Here is a 16,176-nt window from a genome sequence, read left to right as displayed (position 1 = left end):
TTCCCGCATTCTCCCAGCGAATCGCGGGTTGCGTGCCCACGTCGCGGCCAGCAGAATGCAGGTCGAACTGTACGACATGATCGCGGCTGCCTCTACACTGAGCCCGAACATCGCATTGCTACAAGGGGGATCTCGTTCGATGACCACGGTTCGGTTTCAGCGGCGTGCGCGCCGCGAGGTCCCACGAACCCCCGGCGGCGAGGTCACCCTCCAGCCGCCCCCCGAGATCCCCCGGGTAACACCCGGAAATCTGCTGATGAAGCTCATGCCGGTGGTGATGATCATCGGCATGGTCGGGATGATGGCCCTGATGTTCACCCAGGGCAGCGGGATCGCCTCGAACCCGATGTCGCTCATGTTCCCGATGATGATGATGGTCTCGATGGTCGGCATGTTCGCCGGTCAGGGCAACGGTAAGGGCGCCAAGGCGGCCGAGGCCAACGAGGACCGCAAGGATTATCTGCGTTATCTCGACCAGGTCCGCAAGGATGTCGACGTCACCGCGTCCGAGCAGCGGGCCGCCGTGGAGTGGAGTCATCCCGAACCGGGACTCGTCTGGATGCTCGCGGGCACCTCCCGGATGTGGGAGCGCCGGCCCAGCGACAAGGACTTCTGCCACGTCCGCATCGGGCTGGGCGGCCAGCGTCTGGCCACCCGGCTGGTCGCCCCGGAAACCGGCCCGGTCGAGGAACTCGAACCCATCGCCGCGGTCTCGCTGCGCCGCTTCGTCCGCGCGCATTCCACGGTTCCCGATCTGCCCACCGCCGTCGCGGTGAAGGGGTTCGCCACCATCGCGCTCGACGGCGACCGCGCCCAGGCCCGGGACATGGTGCGCGCGATGCTGGTGCAGCTGGCCATGTTCCACGGCCCGGACCAGGTGCTGACCGCGATCGTCTGCGGTCCGGATACCGCCGCCGACTGGGAGTGGACCAAATGGCTGCCGCATACCCAGCATCCCGACTCGCAGGACGGGGTCGGCACCCAGCGCATGTTCTTCGGGTCGATCCGCGAGGCGATGGCCGGTCTGGCGCCGATCCTCGGCAACCGGGTCCGCTATTCCCGTAACCAGCCCACCAACTCCGCCATGGTGCATGTGGTGATCGTCGTCGACGGCGGCCTGCTCGAGGCCGAGGACGATCAGTTGCGGGAGTCCGGCTACGAGGGCGTCACGGTGATCGACCTGTGCGGTTACGCGCCCCGCCTGGCGGTATCGCGCGGAATCACCCTCACCATCCGCAACGGTGAATGCCTGGGCCGCGGCGCCACCGGCAACCAGGAGCGCTTCGCCCTGATCGACCGGATCAGCCGGGAGCAGGCCCAGCAGGTGGCCCGCCGGCTGGCCCCGTATCGCGCGGCCACGCAGCGCAGCAGCGATGTCGAGACCACCGAGGGCGAGACGATCAACACCTGGGCCCAGCTCATGGGGCTCGGCGATCTCGGCTCCTTCAATCCGGAAAGCGCCTGGCGGCCCCGGTACGGCCGGGAGCGGCTGCGGGTGCCGTTCGGTGTCGGGGCCGACGGACTTCCGGTCGTGCTCGATATCAAGGAGGCCGCCGAATCCGGTATGGGTCCGCACGGGCTCTGCATCGGCGCCACCGGTTCCGGTAAGTCCGAATTCCTGCGGACCCTGGTGCTCAGCCTGCTCGCCACCCATTCGCCCGATCAGCTGAACCTGGTCCTGGTCGACTTCAAGGGTGGTGCGACCTTCCTCGGTCTGGACGGCGTGCCGCACGTGGCGGCGGTCATCACCAACCTCGAGGAAGAAGCCGATCTCGTCGACCGTATGCGCGACGCGCTCGCCGGCGAGATGAACCGCCGCCAGGAGATCCTGCGGCAGGCCGGTAACTTCGCCAACGTCTCGGAGTACGAGAAGGCGCGCGCGGCGGGCGCCGACCTGGATCCGCTACCCGCGCTGTTCGTCGTGCTGGACGAATTCTCCGAACTCCTCACCCAGCACCCGGATTTCGCCGAACTGTTCGTGATGATCGGCCGCCTCGGCCGGTCGTTGCACGTCCATCTGCTGCTCGCCTCGCAGCGGCTGGAAGAAGGAAAACTCAAAGGCCTGGAATCGCACCTGTCCTACCGGATCGGCCTGAAAACCTTCTCCGCCAACGAATCCCGCCAGGTGCTGGGTGTGCCGGACGCCTACAACCTCCCCAACAACCCCGGCGGCGGCTACCTGAAATCCGATTCGGGGGAGATCCAGCGCTTCCAGGCCTCCTACGTCTCGGGCACCTATGTGGGCGGGGGACCGCAGCGCGATATCAGCGTGGCCACCGGCGCCGGCGAAATCGATATCACCGCGCGGCCCTTCCTGGCCAAACACGTCGAATTCCGCGCCGCGGACCGGACCCCGCTGGCGGTGCAACCGGCCTTCGAACCCGAACCCCTGGTCGAGGACGGGGAGCAGATCTCCGACCTCGGCATGCTGGTCGCCCGGATCACCGGGCACGGCCGGCCCGCGCACGAGATCTGGCTGCCGCCGCTGGACGCCGCGCCGCCGCTGGACGAGCTCAACCCCCGCTCGATCCTCACCGGCGAGTACAACGCCGTGGCCGGGCTGCGCGCGCCGATCGGTATCGTCGACCGCCCGTACGACCAGCGGCGCGATCCGCTGGTGGTGGACCTCTCCGGCGCCCGCGGCAACGTGGCCGTCGTCGGCGGCCCGCAGTCGGGTAAATCGACCATGCTGCGTTCGCTGATCATGTCGATGGCGCTGACCCATACCGCCGAACAGGTGCAGTTCTACTGCCTGGACTTCGGTGGCGGCACCCTGGCCAGCCTCGAAGGCCTGCCGCATGTGGGTTCCGTGGCGGGCCGCTTGGATCAGGACAAGGTGCGCCGGACGGTCGCGGAGATGACCACCATCGTGCGCACCCGGGAACTGCGCTTCCGTCAGCTCGGCATCGAGTCGATGGCGGAGTTCCGGCGGCTGCGCGCCGCCGATCCGGCGAGCAGCCAGGCCGCCACCGGCGCGCACGAGGACGCCTTCGGTGACGCCTTCCTCGTCATCGACGGTTTCGGTTCGATCCGGCAGGATTTCGAACCCTTGGAGCAGGCCATCATGAACCTCGCGGTCCAGGGCCTTTCCTATGGTGTGCACGTGGTGATCGCGCTTTCCCGGTGGATGGAGGCGCGCCCCCAGCTCAAGGACCAGATCGGTACCCGCCTCGAACTGCGACTGGGCGATCCCGCCGACTCCGAGTTCGGCCGCAAGGTCGCCGCCCTGGTACCGCAGGGCCGTCCCGGCCGCGGTATGACCCCGGAGAGCCTGCATATGCTCACCGCGCTGCCGCGGGTCGACGGCTCCTCCGAACCCGAGGATCTCAGCCGGGGCGTCGCCGACGCGGTCGCCCGGATCCAGCAGGCGACCCCGGGACGTCCGGCGCCGCAGGTCCGGATGCTGCCCGAACGGCTCGATCGCGAACAGTTCGTGCGGGCCATCGGGCCCTGGCAGGGCCATCCCGAACAGCGCACGGTGTCCATCCCGATCGGTATCAACGAATCCGAGCTGTCGCCGGTCTTCCTCAATTTCGACGACAACCCGCATTTCATCATCTTCGGTGACACCGAATGCGGTAAGACCACACTGCTGCGCAATATCGTCAGCGGCATCATCGAATCCAATGCCCGCAACACCGCCGCCCTGGTGCTGGCGGATTTCCGCCGTACCATGCTCGGCGCCTTCGAACAGGAACGCCTGGCGGCCTATGCGACCGGCGCCGAAGGGCTGATGACGAATATGCGGGATCTGGCGGCGCTGCTGCAGTCCCGGATGCCCGGCCCGAACGTCACACCGCAGGAACTGCGCGATCGGTCCTGGTGGACCGGGCCCGATCTGTTCATCGTCGTGGACGACTACGACCTGGTGTCCAGCGGTTCCAGCGGTAATCCGCTGGCGCAGATCGTCGACTATCTGGCGCATGCCAAGGATATCGGCCTGCACCTGATCATCTCGCGGCGTTCCGGCGGCGCCGGCCGGGCCATGTACGAGCCGGTGATCTCCCGGCTGCGGGATCTGGCCACGCCCGGCCTGGTGATGAGCGGTAGCCGCGAAGAGGGCGGTCTGCTCGGCAATGTCCGCCCGAGCGCGATGCCCGCGGGTCGTGGCACCCTCGTCGGCCGGTCGGGGACCGAACTCATCCAGACCTCGTGGATGCCGGCGCAGTAATGCCGGCCGTCGAGATCGCCCTGACCGAGACCCGGTTGTGGGCGTGGAGCGCCAACACCCACGCCGACCTCGTCCCTTCGATCGTGCCGGCCGGTGACGGGCGCAGCCTGGTGGTCGGTGAACCGCTGGCGCCGCCGTCGATCGCGGTATCGCCGGTTCAGTTGCTCACCGCCGATCGGGTGGCCTTCGATCCGGGGATGCCGAAACCGGTGGACGCCCTGAGCGCGGTTTTCGGATATACGCTCGCGCAGTTGCGGATCGATGCACCGTGTGAGCAGCTCACGGTGGTGCATCCGACCGAATGGGATCAGCACCGGCTCGCCGTGCTGGAAGCCGCGGCGTCGGGGCACGGTGCGCGGGTCGTTCTGCAGACCACCGCGTTGCGCGCGGTGGCCGCGAGCCGGCGGGTCCGCGATGTGCGCACGGTGGTCCTGGAGTTCGGTGCGTTGTCGACCACCGCCGCGACGGTGGTCCCCGGCGAGTCCGGCGCCCGGCTGGAATTCTGTGAGCACGAACCGGATCTCGCCGCCGCCGAGATCGGGGCCGGGGAATACGGAATGGGCCGATTCCGTGAACTCGTGGAACGCCTCGTGCACGGCTGCCAGGTGGATTCGGTGATCGTGGTCGGGCGTACCGACGCCGATTTCCTGAACCTCGTCGCGACCGTGGTCGCCGACCCGTGCCACAATGCCGAACTCCTGGTCGTCGCGGGTACGGATCTGGTGCGGGTCCGGCAGACCGTGCCCGTGGACCACAACCCCGGCCTGCCGCCGGCGCGCCCCGATACCGAATGGCTGCAACCGCTGCGGGAGCGGGCCGCGGCCACCCGCCCGCCCCGGTCCAGGACTCCGCTCTACCTCGGCGCGGCAGCGATTCTCGCCGTAGCGGTGCTGGCCGCCGGGGCGTTCGCCCTGGTCCGGTCCACCGGCGGCGAGAGCGAAGCCGTCGCGTCCACCGCCACGGCCACCGCCGCGACCACGGCTGCCGCCGGATCCGGGACCGATTCGGGACCGCGCACCGTGGGCGCGCTCCGGCTCACCGTCCCGGACGGCTGGCGGGTCCGGGATCCCGCCGCCGATACCTCCCAGCGTCTCGAACTGGTGCCCGGCGCCGGATTACGCGCCCGGATCACGGTGACCCAGCAGGCGGTGGCCGCCGATGCCGGCTACGACGGGATCGCCGCCGCGCTGCAGGCGCAGATAGCTTCTCGCCCAGCCGGATCCGTCTCCGCGGTCCGGCGCGATGTGGTCTTCGCGGGCCGTCCGGGACTGGCCTATACCGAGCATCCGGACGACGGATCGACCGTTGACTGGCATGTTATCGTCGAGCACAGCATCCAGATCAGTATCGGGTGCCAGTATCAGACAGGGGGGCAGGACTCGATCACACCTATCTGTGAAGGCCTCGCCACCTCGCTGGAGGTCACTCCGTGACACCGGCCGGGGGGGGCTTCTCGAAATCCTATGGAACCGATTGGGCGGGTACCTCGTCCAATCATCGTGAAGGCAAGTTCGGACCGTTTGCGGACGCAGGGGGTCCGGATCCGAACTCGAGTAAGGAGATACCGTGGCGAACCCCAACGTCACTACCGACGTAGCGGCAATGGAGACAGCTGCCAAGCACGTCGAGAACGTGAATTCGCAGCTGCAGACCGAAATCGGAAACGTCCGCAACATTGTTGCCGGTTCGGCGGGGAACTGGGAGGGCGCGGCCGCCGGCACCTTCCGCAAGGTGATGGACGACTACGATCAGCAGTCCCGCAAACTGCATGACGTCCTCGCCGAGATCGGAAGCCTCATCCGGGAAAACGGAAAGGGCTACACGGCGACCGAGCAGGCGAACCAGGATCGGCTCCATTCCCTGGGTGCTTCGTCCGAGCTGGGCTCCAGCCTGAACATCTGACGTCATCGGTTCACGCGAATTCTAGGAGTTTCACCTATGTCAACGATGAAGTACTCAGAAGCCCAGCTGATGGCGATGACCGGCGACCTTCGCACCTCGAAGGGCCGGCTCACGGAAACCCACGACGAGCTCAAGGGCTATGTCGCGGCTCTCGCGGCGGAGTGGGAATCCGGCGCGCAGGAGGCCTACCGCACCAAGCAGAACCGCTGGGACGAGGCCCACAACGGCCTGCTCGACATCATGGAGCGGCTCGCGAAGATCGTCGAGGACGGTGCCATCGATATGTCGACCACCGATAAACTGAATGCGTCGCGCTGGGCCTAGTCCGACGGAACGACCGCAGGCAGATCGAACCAACAATTGTGCCCCGAGACCCATGCTCGGGGCACAATTGTTTTCGGTCCTTCAGTCGTGTGCGTCGAGCAGTAGATATTGCGCCGCGACTTTCTGATGTAGATCCTGGATCTGCCCCGCGCCGTCGATCCGGACGGTGTAGCGGTCGTTGGTGAAAACGCATTGGAGCGAATCGGTCTCCTCGGGGTTTTCGGCGCAGTGCGCGCCGGGCATTCCCGGAGGGGCGTCCACCGGTTCGTAAGCGGAATCGAGCCGGGAGACCAGGAAGGCCGCGAAACGCTCGGCGGCACTCGCATCGCCGGCGCGATAGATATCGGCCCCCGCTTGGACGACGAGATCGACCCGCGCATCGTCGAAGGCTCGTTTCAGCAGGTCGGGCCGTTCCGAGAAATGCAACGCGGTATGCGGTCCCATCACCGCCTCGGCCGCCCCCTCCGCGCCGGGCAAGGTGTGGCGCAGAACATCGTCCCGGTCGACCGGCAATCCGGACAACTCACCGGGTGGGGTCGGGCGGAAGTCCCGTAGCCGCTCGAATTGCCTGTCGAGCACGGCCCGGGTCAGCTCGGCCAGGCCTCCGGGAGCCGGCGGTATATCCACACCGGCGCCGACGTAGGTTTTGATCAGGTATTCACCGTGCGCGATCCAGGTGGTCACGGCACCGAATTGGCCGAGTACACCGACGGCGGTGGGGTGTCCGGGTATGGCGATCGGGCCGACGGGGCGGTACTGACCCGTCCAGGCTCGGTCGGAGAGGAATTTCGCGGCGTGCGCGGCCTGCCCGGCTTCGGAGAACCGGAGTACCAGCAGGTCGACCGTCCGCCCCAGGTTCTGGTCCGCCCGGCGTTGTCCGTTGGTTTCCCAGCCGACGGTGAAACCGGGTACCGCGGTGGCGAAATCGTCGGTCAGCTTCGGTGGTTCGAGCGGAGTGAACATCTGGCGCCGATATTCGACGGTTCCGAAACCCAGTTTCGGGTCGATATCCATGATCAACGGGATATGTTCGGCCAGCCGGAGCGCTTCCTGGATATCGGTGTTCGCGGGGGTGCGAACCTCGTCCACGGTCCGCGGCGTGACCCGGTAATTACCGGGCCGCAGGGCGGAAGTGTCCACCGCGGAAATGTCTTCCGTATCGTGGCCGCAACCGGCGATGCCCACCGCCAGCACCGCGCATACCGCACTCGAAATCCACCGCGAGACCCGCACGGTCGTCCCCCCCTCTATTACTCGACAACGTCGGAAATCGACGGAACCATCGTGTCCACGAGCGTGCCCGCCGACTGATCGGTCCACACCTGAAACGCCTGGACCGTGTTGATATCGTCGACGACCACAATGGCGGCCGACGAGCTCAGGAACTTCCCCGGCAGGCCTGCCAGGCCTCCGTTACCGGCGGCGCTGTCGGTTCTCGTGACGATCACGACGTCGAGCAGGTCCGGTAGCGAGAAGGTCAGCGGCGACAGGTCCCGCGGTGAGGTCTCGTTCTTCAGCGGGGTGAATTCGTCGCTGTAGCGGAAACCGATATCGCGGAGGAAATCGGCCTGCGGGGAACCGTCCAGGACGGCGGAGAAATTGGAATTCCCGTAGTTGAAGGCGGCGACCGTTTTCCCGGCGAATTCGGGATGTGCCGATCGGACCGCGGCGAGATCCGGACCGCCCGGCGATCCGGCCCCGTCGCCCGAGAAGGCGTAGATCCCCGCCGCCACGGCCACCACGGCGACGAGTGCCAGGGCGGCCGACACCAGTATCCGGCGCGGACGGCTCTTCCGGCGACCCGCCCCGGCGGGCGGGGCGGCGGCGAAACTCTCGCGCGGCCGGGTGACTATGCCCTCTTGGCCGGGTCGCGGTGGTGCCCCGGTGGCGGAGAAGTATCCGCCCGGATGCGCGCGCTGTCCGCGCATCGCCGCTTCGGCGTCCGCGACGAACTCCCGGCAGGTGGGGTAGCGTTCCGCCGGGTTCTTGGCGAGGACTGTGGCGAAAACCTGGTCGAGCGCCGGGGGTAGATCGCGGCGGACCTGCGATATCTGTGGCGGTACCTCGTTGATATGGCCCATCATCACCACGGCCGGAACGGTCGACGGGTAGGGGTTCTGACCGGTGAGCAGCCGGAAGAACGAACACCCGAGGCTGTAGATATCGGAGCGGTGGTCCAGCCGCTGTCCGAGCAGTTGTTCGGGTGACGCGTAGGCCACCGTGGCCATGAATTTGCCGGTCGCGGTGAGATCCCGCCCGTCCTCGGCGGATTTCGCGACACCGAAATCGGTGAGCAGGACGCGTTCGTGATCGTCGTCCGGGGAGTTCGAGAGCAGGAAGTTGGCGGGTTTGATATCGCGGTGCAGGAGGCGGCGCCGGTGCGCGTAATCCAGTCCTTTGCCGACTTCGGAGACGATATGCAGGGCCCGCTGCGGCGTCATGATCGCCGGACCTTTACCGGCCTCCTCGGAGGCGTCGGTGCCCGGTACGTATTTCATCGCGATCCACAGCCGGCCGTCTTCCTCGCCCCGGTTGTACACCGTGACGATATTCGGATGGTCCAGGCCGGAGGCCAGATCGCCTTCGCGTTCGAAGCGGGCGCGGAATTCCGGGTCGCCGGAGAGATCCTCACTGAGGATCTTGATCGCGTCCTGTCGCGGCAGGCTGGGGTGCTGACCCAGATATACCGATCCCATTCCGCCACTGCCGAGAACTCCGACTATGCGGTAGCCGCCGACGACGGCACCGGGCGGCAACACCATGCGTTCCTCCTCCTGCGTGACCGCCCGGTACGAGCGACCGTTCCCCGGGTGCGGTCGGATTGATCCTGCCCTACACCGGGTTCCCGGGCAGCACGGCGCCGCCTGTCTCGCGCATCGCGGTCACCGGCTGTTCGCGAGGATGGCGTACTGCGCGGCGGTTCCCTGGTGCAGTTCGGGTGAGGGCAGATTCCCCAGCCCGGTGTCGTCGACCAGCGCCACGTATCGGTCGTAGACTACGACGCAGAAGAATGCCTGGAACAGCGCGGTGCTGTAGTCGCGGTGGACACAGCGCGCGTCGGGGAGCCCGGGCGGTCCGGCCAACTCCTCGTCGTATTTCCCGATACTGGTCAGCGCGGTCTGCAGGGCGAAAGCCTGCGACATCCCGCCGGTGCGATACACGGTCGCGTTGTTGCGGGCCACCAGATCCACACCGAAGGCGCTGTAGTCGTGGATCGCCTCGGCATCGGGTTCTACATGCAGATACGCCGACGGCGGATAGGCGCCCAGCAGATCGCTGAAGGCCGCGCTGCCCGGGAATTCGCTCGGCAGAGTCGTGCTCATGATGCCGTCCGGGTCGGTGGGCAGATCGAGCATATCGTCGGGTGGCGTCGGGACCAGGCCGTTCAGCTCGGCGAACTGCAGGTCGAGCAATGTGGCGAACCGCTCGGCGGCGAGTGCGGCCCTATCGGCGGGTGCCAATAGGGAGGCGACCACCACGAAGGGACCGGTGGCGGCGAACAGGTCGGCCCGGTCGTGGCCGGGTGTCAGTGCGGCGAAGGCGTCGCCGTGTCCGGCCGGCTCGATCCGCTGCCGCCCGGGCGTCAGCCTGTCCGCGGTGGCGTTGTATTCGGCGGCCGCGGACCGCGCGTAGTCGTCGTTTCCGAACCTCAGCAGGGCGAGGGACAGCCGTTCCCCGCTGCGTGGATCATTGTTCCCACGCGTGGTGACGGCCCCGGCGACCAGGTAGTTGCGCTCCGAGATGGGACCGAATTCGGCGGGTAGCAGATTCGAGGAGGGAGTCGTGCCCGCGGAGACGAACTCGGTGTCCTCGAGGTACCGGAATTCGGGGTCCACACGGTAGGGGGAGACCAGATGGCCCAGCATCCGGCGGGATTCGAGGGAGTAGATATCCGCCGAGGTGTTGAACTGCATCTCGAACGCCGACGGCTCGGTGGGGAACAATCCGGTATCCAGTGTGTTCGGGTCCACCGGCGCCATCCCGGGCCCGGGGTGGCCGGCCACCTGCTGCCCGCAGGCGGCGACCGATACCGCGAACAGGAACGCGGCCACGGCCGGTACCAGGCGCTTGGCTGTCCGGTGTCGGTCGTGCGTGAAACCCATTGTTCGCCTCACCCCGCGAGCAGTGCGTACTGGGCCGAGGTCTTCTGGTGCAGATCCTGGATCTGCGCGCCCTCCACCTGCGCGAAGAATCTCCCGGTACGGATCACGCAGAAGCTCGACTGTTTCTCGTGCGGTTCGGCCTTCCGGCGGAAGCATTCGACCTTCCCGTCGGTGAAGCCCGACGGCGCCTCGATCGGCTCGACGGATTCCGCTGAGCTCGGCCGGAACTCCTGCCACAGCGCTTCGGCCCCCTCGTCGGTGCGGCTGCGCATCACCACCGACTCCGCCAGGGCGATCGCGGAGAGCTGACCTTTCTCGATGAAATCGAGGCTGGTCAGACCGGTGAAGGCGTGCAGGGCGCCGCGTCCGCGAAAGGTGCTCACGGGACCCAGGATCGCCGCGGTCTGCGCATCGCGCGGCAGGGCGATCGCCAGCACATCGTCGGGGTCCAGCGGTATCTCGCTCAGCCGTTCGGCGGGGGTGGGCTCGAAACCGTCGAGCAGCGGGATCTGGACATCGAGCAGTGCGCCGGTGCGTTGCACCATCCCCGGCAGATCGGTCCGCCCGGACGCGTCGTCGTATTTGATGAAGACGACGTAGCGATCGTGGCTGGTCCAGCTGCCCAGCGACGCGATACCCGGACGCCAGTGCGCGATGGTCCCCGGCCGGCCCGGGAGCGGGACGGGCCGGTTGTCGGTGTTGAAGGTGAAATCGTCGTGTTCGAGGCCGGCGGCGACCGTTTCCGCGGTGCCCGCGTCCGGGAACATCAGCACCGCGATGCTCATCTGCGCCGCCGTGCCCGGGTCGCCGTCGGTGGACCAGGTGTGCACCCAGCCGGCGACGAGATCGGCGGCGACGTCGTCGAACGTATCGTTGACCACCAGCGACTCCATATCCCGGCGATCCAGGACCACCGGGCCGCCCGTGCTCCGCACGGGGACCACATACGCGGGGTCGGCCTCGAACGGCAGTGCCACGAAATCGCCCAGCCGCTGGCCCTCTCGGAAGCGTGCGGCCTTGCGGTCGCCGGCGGCGCCGTACGGGGTGGGCTCGGTCCGGTAGTTCCCCACATCGAGATTCGTCAGATCCGGCCGGGGCCGGATCGCGCGGCCGTCGGTCACCGACCCGCACCCGGCGACTCCCGCCGCCAGCAGCACCGCGGCCGTTCCGGCGCAGATTCGCCACAGCACAGTGTGACTCGCCGTATGCACTGTGACCCCCCTGACGAATTGCGATCCGGCGGAATCGTACTGCACATCCACGACCTCCGACCCGGCGTACGCCGGCCGAATCGGTCCGACCAGCGGAAACCTATCGTCCAGAGGAAACCGACCGGCCCGGCCGTATGCGCGGCGGCAACGGATCCGGACGCCGGTGGGCTCCGCCGCGCGCGTCGCGGGACCGGTGCACCCCCATCCATCTGGATGATTGAGAGTGTGCGTCTCCGCAGGTACGGCATCATCGCCGCTTCGACCGCCGCGTTACTGCTCGCCGGGTGCGGGGGTGGCGAGGATCTGGTGCCCATTCCCGAGGGAATCCCGCCCGGCCCGGGGGTCCCGCTGCCGGTGATCGATATCGATGCTCCCGGCCGGACCGCGGTGCAGTTGAACGGCTGGGCCGCCGATCACGCCGGGGCGCTGGAGATACCGGTGACCGCGCTGGAGGCCTACGGGTACGCGGCCGCGGTGATGGGCCGGGCCCGGCCGGACTGCGGGATCGGGTGGACCACGCTGGCGGGGATCGGGAGCGTGGAAAGCGATCACGGGCGGCATCGGGGCGCCGAGGTGCGCGACGACGGGCTGGTGGAGCCGTCGATCATCGGGATCCCGCTGGACGGGTCGCCGGGGGTGGCCGAGATCCGGGATTCCGACGGCGGCCGGCTCGACGGTGACCGGGTGTTCGACCGCGCGGTGGGCCCGATGCAGTTCATTCCGGAGACCTGGCGCAAATGGGGCGTGGACGCCAACGGTGACGGGATCGCCGATCCGCACAGCATCGACGACGCCGCGCTGACCGCGGCCCGCTATCTGTGCGTGAGCGGCGGGGATCTGCGCGGCGCCGAGGGCTGGAGCCGGGCGTTGTTCACCTACAACAGGTCGGAGAGCTATATGAAGCTGGTCCGGGACCGGGCGGCGGCCTACAGCGTGGGCCGCCGGGTGTGACCGCCACGTGAACTCGGCCGGGACCCTGCGAGGCGGATGGACTGGCCGCGACCGGGCCTATTAGGCTCGCAACCGCACGGCTCTTCCCTGATCACTACCGTGCCAGCAGCCGAAGGAGTGTTGTTTTCGTGGCAATCATCGAACAGGTCGGAGCTCGCGAGATCCTGGATTCTCGGGGTAACCCCACCGTCGAGGTCGAGATCGCCCTCGACGACGGCACCCTGACCCGCGCGGCGGTCCCGTCCGGGGCCTCCACCGGCGAGCACGAGGCCGTGGAATTGCGCGACGGCGGGGAGCGCTACAACGGCAAGGGTGTCCAGAAGGCCGTCGAGGGCGTGCTCGACGAGATCGCCCCGGCCGTGATCGGGCTGGACGCGGTGGAGCAGCGCACCGTCGACCAGGCCCTGCTGGATCTGGACGGCACCCCGGACAAATCCCGGCTGGGCGCCAACGCGCTGCTGGGTGTTTCGCTCGCGGTCGCGCGGGCGGCCGCGGAGTCCTCGGGTCTGGAACTGTTCCGGTACCTGGGCGGGCCGAACGCGCATGTACTGCCGGTGCCGATGATGAACATCCTCAACGGCGGCGCGCATGCCGATACCGGGGTGGACGTCCAGGAGTTCATGGTCGCGCCCATCGGCGCGCCGACATTCAAGGAATCGCTGCGCTGGGGCGCGGAGGTCTACCACGCGCTGAAAGCGGTGCTCAAGGAGAAGGGCCTGGCCACCGGGCTGGGTGACGAGGGCGGTTTCGCCCCGGACGTCGCCGGCACCCGGGAGGCGCTGGACCTGATCAGCGTGGCCATCGGCAAGACCGGCCTGAAACTGGGCCGGGATGTGGCGCTGGCGCTGGACGTGGCGGCCACCGAGTTCTTCCGGGACGGTGCGTACCAGTTCGAGGGTTCGGCGCGGTCGGCGTCGGAGATGACCAAGTTCTACGCCGAGCTGAAGGCGGCGTATCCGCTGGTCTCCATCGAGGATCCGCTGTCGGAGGACGACTGGGACGGCTGGGTGGCGCTCACCGACGAGATCGGCGACAAGGTGCAGCTGGTCGGCGACGATCTGTTCGTCACCAACCCCGATCGTCTCGAGGACGGTATCGCCAAGGGCGCGGCCAACGCGCTGCTGGTGAAGGTGAACCAGATCGGCACCCTCACCGAGACCCTGGACGCCGTGGAACTGGCGCACCGCAACGGGTACAAGACGATGATGTCGCATCGTTCGGGCGAGACCGAGGACACCACCATCGCCGATCTGGCGGTCGCGGTCGGCAGCGGTCAGATCAAGACCGGCGCCCCGGCGCGCAGCGAGCGGGTGGCCAAGTACAACCAGCTGCTGCGGATCGAGGACGCCCTCGGCGATTCGGCCCGCTATGCCGGTGATGTGGCGTTCCCGCGGTTCACGTTCGAGGACTGAGTAGATGTCGGAGCGGCGTGCGCGCGGTAGCAGCCCCGCGGGGCGGGGCGACCGCCGCACGTCGCGCGCGCCGCGCCGCCGTCCGGCCGCCGAGGTGCACGGCGGCGCCGAGCGGGTGCGGCGCCGGAGTCCGGGCGCGCGCGAGGAGGGCGCGCGGGACTGGTCGGAACGGACGATCTTCGGATTGTCCGCCGGTAAGGCGATCATCTTGGCGATGGTGATCTGCGCGCTGGCCATGACCCTGGCCGTGCCCATGCGGACCTATTTCACCCAGCGTGCCGAAGCCGATCAGCTGGCCGCCGAACGCCGCGTCCTGGAGGACGATATCGCCCGGTTGAAGGACCGCCGGTCGCAGCAGGAGGACCCGGCCTACATCCGGTCCGAGGCCCGCGACCGGTTGCGTCTGGTGATGCCCGGGGAGACGCCCTATATCGTGCAGGTCCCGGGTATCGAGGCGCCCGCCGTCACCGGCCCGGCCGCACCCGAACGCGCACCGGACCCATGGTTCACGGATCTGTGGCGCAGTATCTCCGAACCGCCCCCGAATCCCGAACCGCCCGCGCCACAGCCGGAAGGACCCAGGTGAGTACACCCGACGACCGAGATCTGCAGATCGTCGCCGAACAATTGGGCCGCGCCCCGCGCGGGGTGCTCGCCATCGCCTACCGGACTCCCGACGGTCTGCCCGCCGTGGTGAAGACCGCGCCGAAGCTCGACGACGGAACCCCGTTCCCCACGCTGTATTACCTCACCGACCCGCGCCTCACCGCGGAGGCGAGCCGCCTGGAATCCGCGGGTGTGATGAAGGGGATGACCGAGCGGCTGGGTCAGGATCCGGAACTGGCCGCCGCCTACCGCGCGGCCCACGAGAGCTATCTCGCCGAACGCGACGAGATCGAATCGCTCGGCACCGATTTCAGTGGCGGCGGGATGCCGGACCGGGTGAAATGCCTGCATGTGCTGATCGCGCACGCACTGGCGAAGGGACCCGGAGTCAACCCGCTGGGCGACGAGGCGGTGGCGCTGGCGGCCCGAGGCGGGTTGCGCGGGACGGCGATTCCGGCGGACTGGCCGGATGAGGTGGCAACGGAGGAGGAACTATGAGCGAGCGGGTTGCGGCCGTGGATTGCGGCACGAACTCCATTCGCCTGCTGATCGCCGATATCGGGGCCGACGGCGCCCTGACCGATGTGCATCGGGAGATGCGGATCGTGCGGCTCGGCAAAGGCGTGGACGCGACCGGCCGCCTCGATCCGGAGGCCATCGAACGCACCCGGGTCGCGCTGGCCGACTACGCGGCACTGATGATCGAGCACGAGGTCCGGCGGGTGCGGATGGTCGCCACCTCCGCGACCCGCGATGCGTCCAATCGCGAAGATTTCTTCGCCATGACCCGGGCCGAGCTGGGACGGGTGGTGGCCGGGGCGGAAGCCGAGGTCATCACCGGCGACGAGGAGGCCCGGCTGTCGTTCGCCGGCGCGGTGGGGGAGCTGTCGGCGGAAGCGGGACCGTTCGTGGTGGTCGATCTGGGTGGCGGGTCCACCGAGCTGGTGGTCGGCGACGGCGGCGGGGTCCGGGCGGCGTTCTCGGCCGATATCGGATGCGTCCGGGTCACCGAACGCTGCCTGCACGGCAATCCGCCGACCCCCGAGCAGGTGGCGGCCGGGCGGGAGTTCGCGACCGAACGGCTCTCCGAGGCCTTCACCCATGTGCCGGTGGAAGGTACGCACACCTGGGTCGGGGTCGCGGGCACCATGACCACGCTGGCCGCGGTGGCGCTGGATCTGCCCGAATACGATTCGGCCAAAATCCATCTGGCGCGGATCGGCCTGCCGGAACTGAACGCCGTCTGCGACCGGCTGCTCGGAATGACCCACGACGAGCGGGCCGCCCTGGGCCCGATGCATCCGGGCCGGGTGGATGTGATCGGCGCGGGCGCCCTGATCACCGAGGTCCTGGCGGCGGAACTGTCGCGCCGGGCCGGTATCGCCGAACTGGTGGTCAGCGAGCACGACATCCTCGACGGGATCGCGCTCTCGATCGCCTGACCGTACCCGTATATCGGATCGGTGCGGGATGCCACGCGGGCACCCGGGTGCGTG

13 protein-coding genes are annotated in these 16,176 nt (G+C 68.3%); 9 read left to right on the top strand and 4 right to left on the bottom strand.

The window, feature by feature from the left end; all coding sequences use genetic code 11:
* The first annotated feature begins 139 nt into the window (after positions 1-139).
* The 4 genes from eccCa (at position 140) to ACZ6SF_RS20940 (ending at position 6,397) form a co-directional block, all read left to right on the top strand.
* Positions 140-4,171 carry a type VII secretion protein EccCa gene (gene eccCa, locus ACZ6SF_RS20955; RefSeq protein ID WP_466063844.1) on the top strand — a complete coding sequence of 1,344 codons (4,032 nt, stop codon included), beginning with the start codon at positions 140-142 and terminating at the stop codon, positions 4,169-4,171.
* The gene (locus ACZ6SF_RS20950; protein ID WP_466063843.1) at positions 4,153-5,604 is read left to right on the top strand and encodes a type VII secretion-associated protein; all 1,452 of its coding nucleotides are present in this window, start codon (positions 4,153-4,155) and stop codon (positions 5,602-5,604) included. The genes eccCa and ACZ6SF_RS20950 overlap by 19 nt, the downstream gene beginning before the upstream one ends.
* Positions 5,605-5,737: 133 nt before the next feature.
* Positions 5,738-6,073 carry a WXG100 family type VII secretion target gene (locus ACZ6SF_RS20945; RefSeq protein ID WP_466063842.1) on the top strand — a complete coding sequence of 112 codons (336 nt, stop codon included), beginning with the start codon at positions 5,738-5,740 and terminating at the stop codon, positions 6,071-6,073.
* Positions 6,074-6,109: 36 nt separating this feature from the next.
* Complete coding sequence (locus ACZ6SF_RS20940; RefSeq protein ID WP_466063841.1) at positions 6,110-6,397, top strand: WXG100 family type VII secretion target; 288 nt, start codon at positions 6,110-6,112, stop codon at positions 6,395-6,397.
* A gap of 81 nt (positions 6,398-6,478) precedes the next feature.
* On the opposite strand, the gene ACZ6SF_RS20935 is transcribed toward ACZ6SF_RS20940, so the two are convergent.
* The 4 genes from ACZ6SF_RS20935 to ACZ6SF_RS20920 form a co-directional block, all read right to left on the bottom strand.
* Entirely contained in the window at positions 6,479-7,537 is a 1,059-nt protein-coding gene (locus tag ACZ6SF_RS20935; protein WP_466063840.1) for a DUF7373 family lipoprotein, read from the bottom strand.
* A 110-nt stretch (positions 7,538-7,647) separates the two neighbouring features.
* A complete protein-coding gene (locus ACZ6SF_RS20930; protein WP_466063839.1) occupies positions 7,648-9,159 on the bottom strand; it encodes a serine/threonine-protein kinase in 1,512 nt (503 codons plus the stop codon).
* A gap of 120 nt (positions 9,160-9,279) precedes the next feature.
* The gene (locus tag ACZ6SF_RS20925; protein WP_466063838.1) at positions 9,280-10,500 is read right to left on the bottom strand and encodes a DUF7373 family lipoprotein; all 1,221 of its coding nucleotides are present in this window, start codon (positions 10,498-10,500) and stop codon (positions 9,280-9,282) included.
* A gap of 8 nt (positions 10,501-10,508) precedes the next feature.
* Positions 10,509-11,711: a DUF7373 family lipoprotein gene (locus tag ACZ6SF_RS20920; protein WP_466063837.1), complete on the bottom strand. Its 1,203-nt coding sequence runs from the start codon at positions 11,709-11,711 to the stop codon at positions 10,509-10,511.
* A gap of 213 nt (positions 11,712-11,924) precedes the next feature.
* On the opposite strand from ACZ6SF_RS20920, the gene ACZ6SF_RS20915 reads away from it, so the two are divergent.
* The 5 genes from ACZ6SF_RS20915 to ACZ6SF_RS20895 all read left to right on the top strand — a co-directional run bounded on the left by ACZ6SF_RS20915 (position 11,925) and on the right by ACZ6SF_RS20895 (position 16,122).
* Positions 11,925-12,662 (top strand): lytic transglycosylase domain-containing protein, encoded by a 738-nt coding sequence (locus tag ACZ6SF_RS20915; RefSeq protein WP_466063836.1) that lies wholly within the window; start codon positions 11,925-11,927, stop codon positions 12,660-12,662.
* Between the two features lie 128 nt (positions 12,663-12,790).
* Entirely contained in the window at positions 12,791-14,074 is a 1,284-nt protein-coding gene (eno, locus tag ACZ6SF_RS20910; protein ID WP_466063835.1) for a phosphopyruvate hydratase, read from the top strand.
* A 4-nt stretch (positions 14,075-14,078) separates the two neighbouring features.
* Complete coding sequence (locus ACZ6SF_RS20905; RefSeq protein ID WP_466063834.1) at positions 14,079-14,660, top strand: FtsB family cell division protein; 582 nt, start codon at positions 14,079-14,081, stop codon at positions 14,658-14,660.
* Positions 14,657-15,178: a DUF501 domain-containing protein gene (locus tag ACZ6SF_RS20900; protein WP_466063833.1), complete on the top strand. Its 522-nt coding sequence runs from the start codon at positions 14,657-14,659 to the stop codon at positions 15,176-15,178. The genes ACZ6SF_RS20905 and ACZ6SF_RS20900 overlap by 4 nt, the downstream gene beginning before the upstream one ends.
* Complete coding sequence (locus tag ACZ6SF_RS20895) at positions 15,175-16,122, top strand: Ppx/GppA phosphatase family protein (protein WP_466063832.1); 948 nt, start codon at positions 15,175-15,177, stop codon at positions 16,120-16,122. Before ACZ6SF_RS20900 ends, ACZ6SF_RS20895 begins: the two co-directional genes overlap by 4 nt.
* Positions 16,123-16,176 lie beyond the last annotated feature (54 nt).

Source organism: Nocardia sp. NPDC049935 (genome assembly GCF_055586645.1).
The sequence above is the reverse complement of the archived record's forward strand: the minus strand, read 5'-3'. Positions and strand labels throughout refer to the sequence as shown.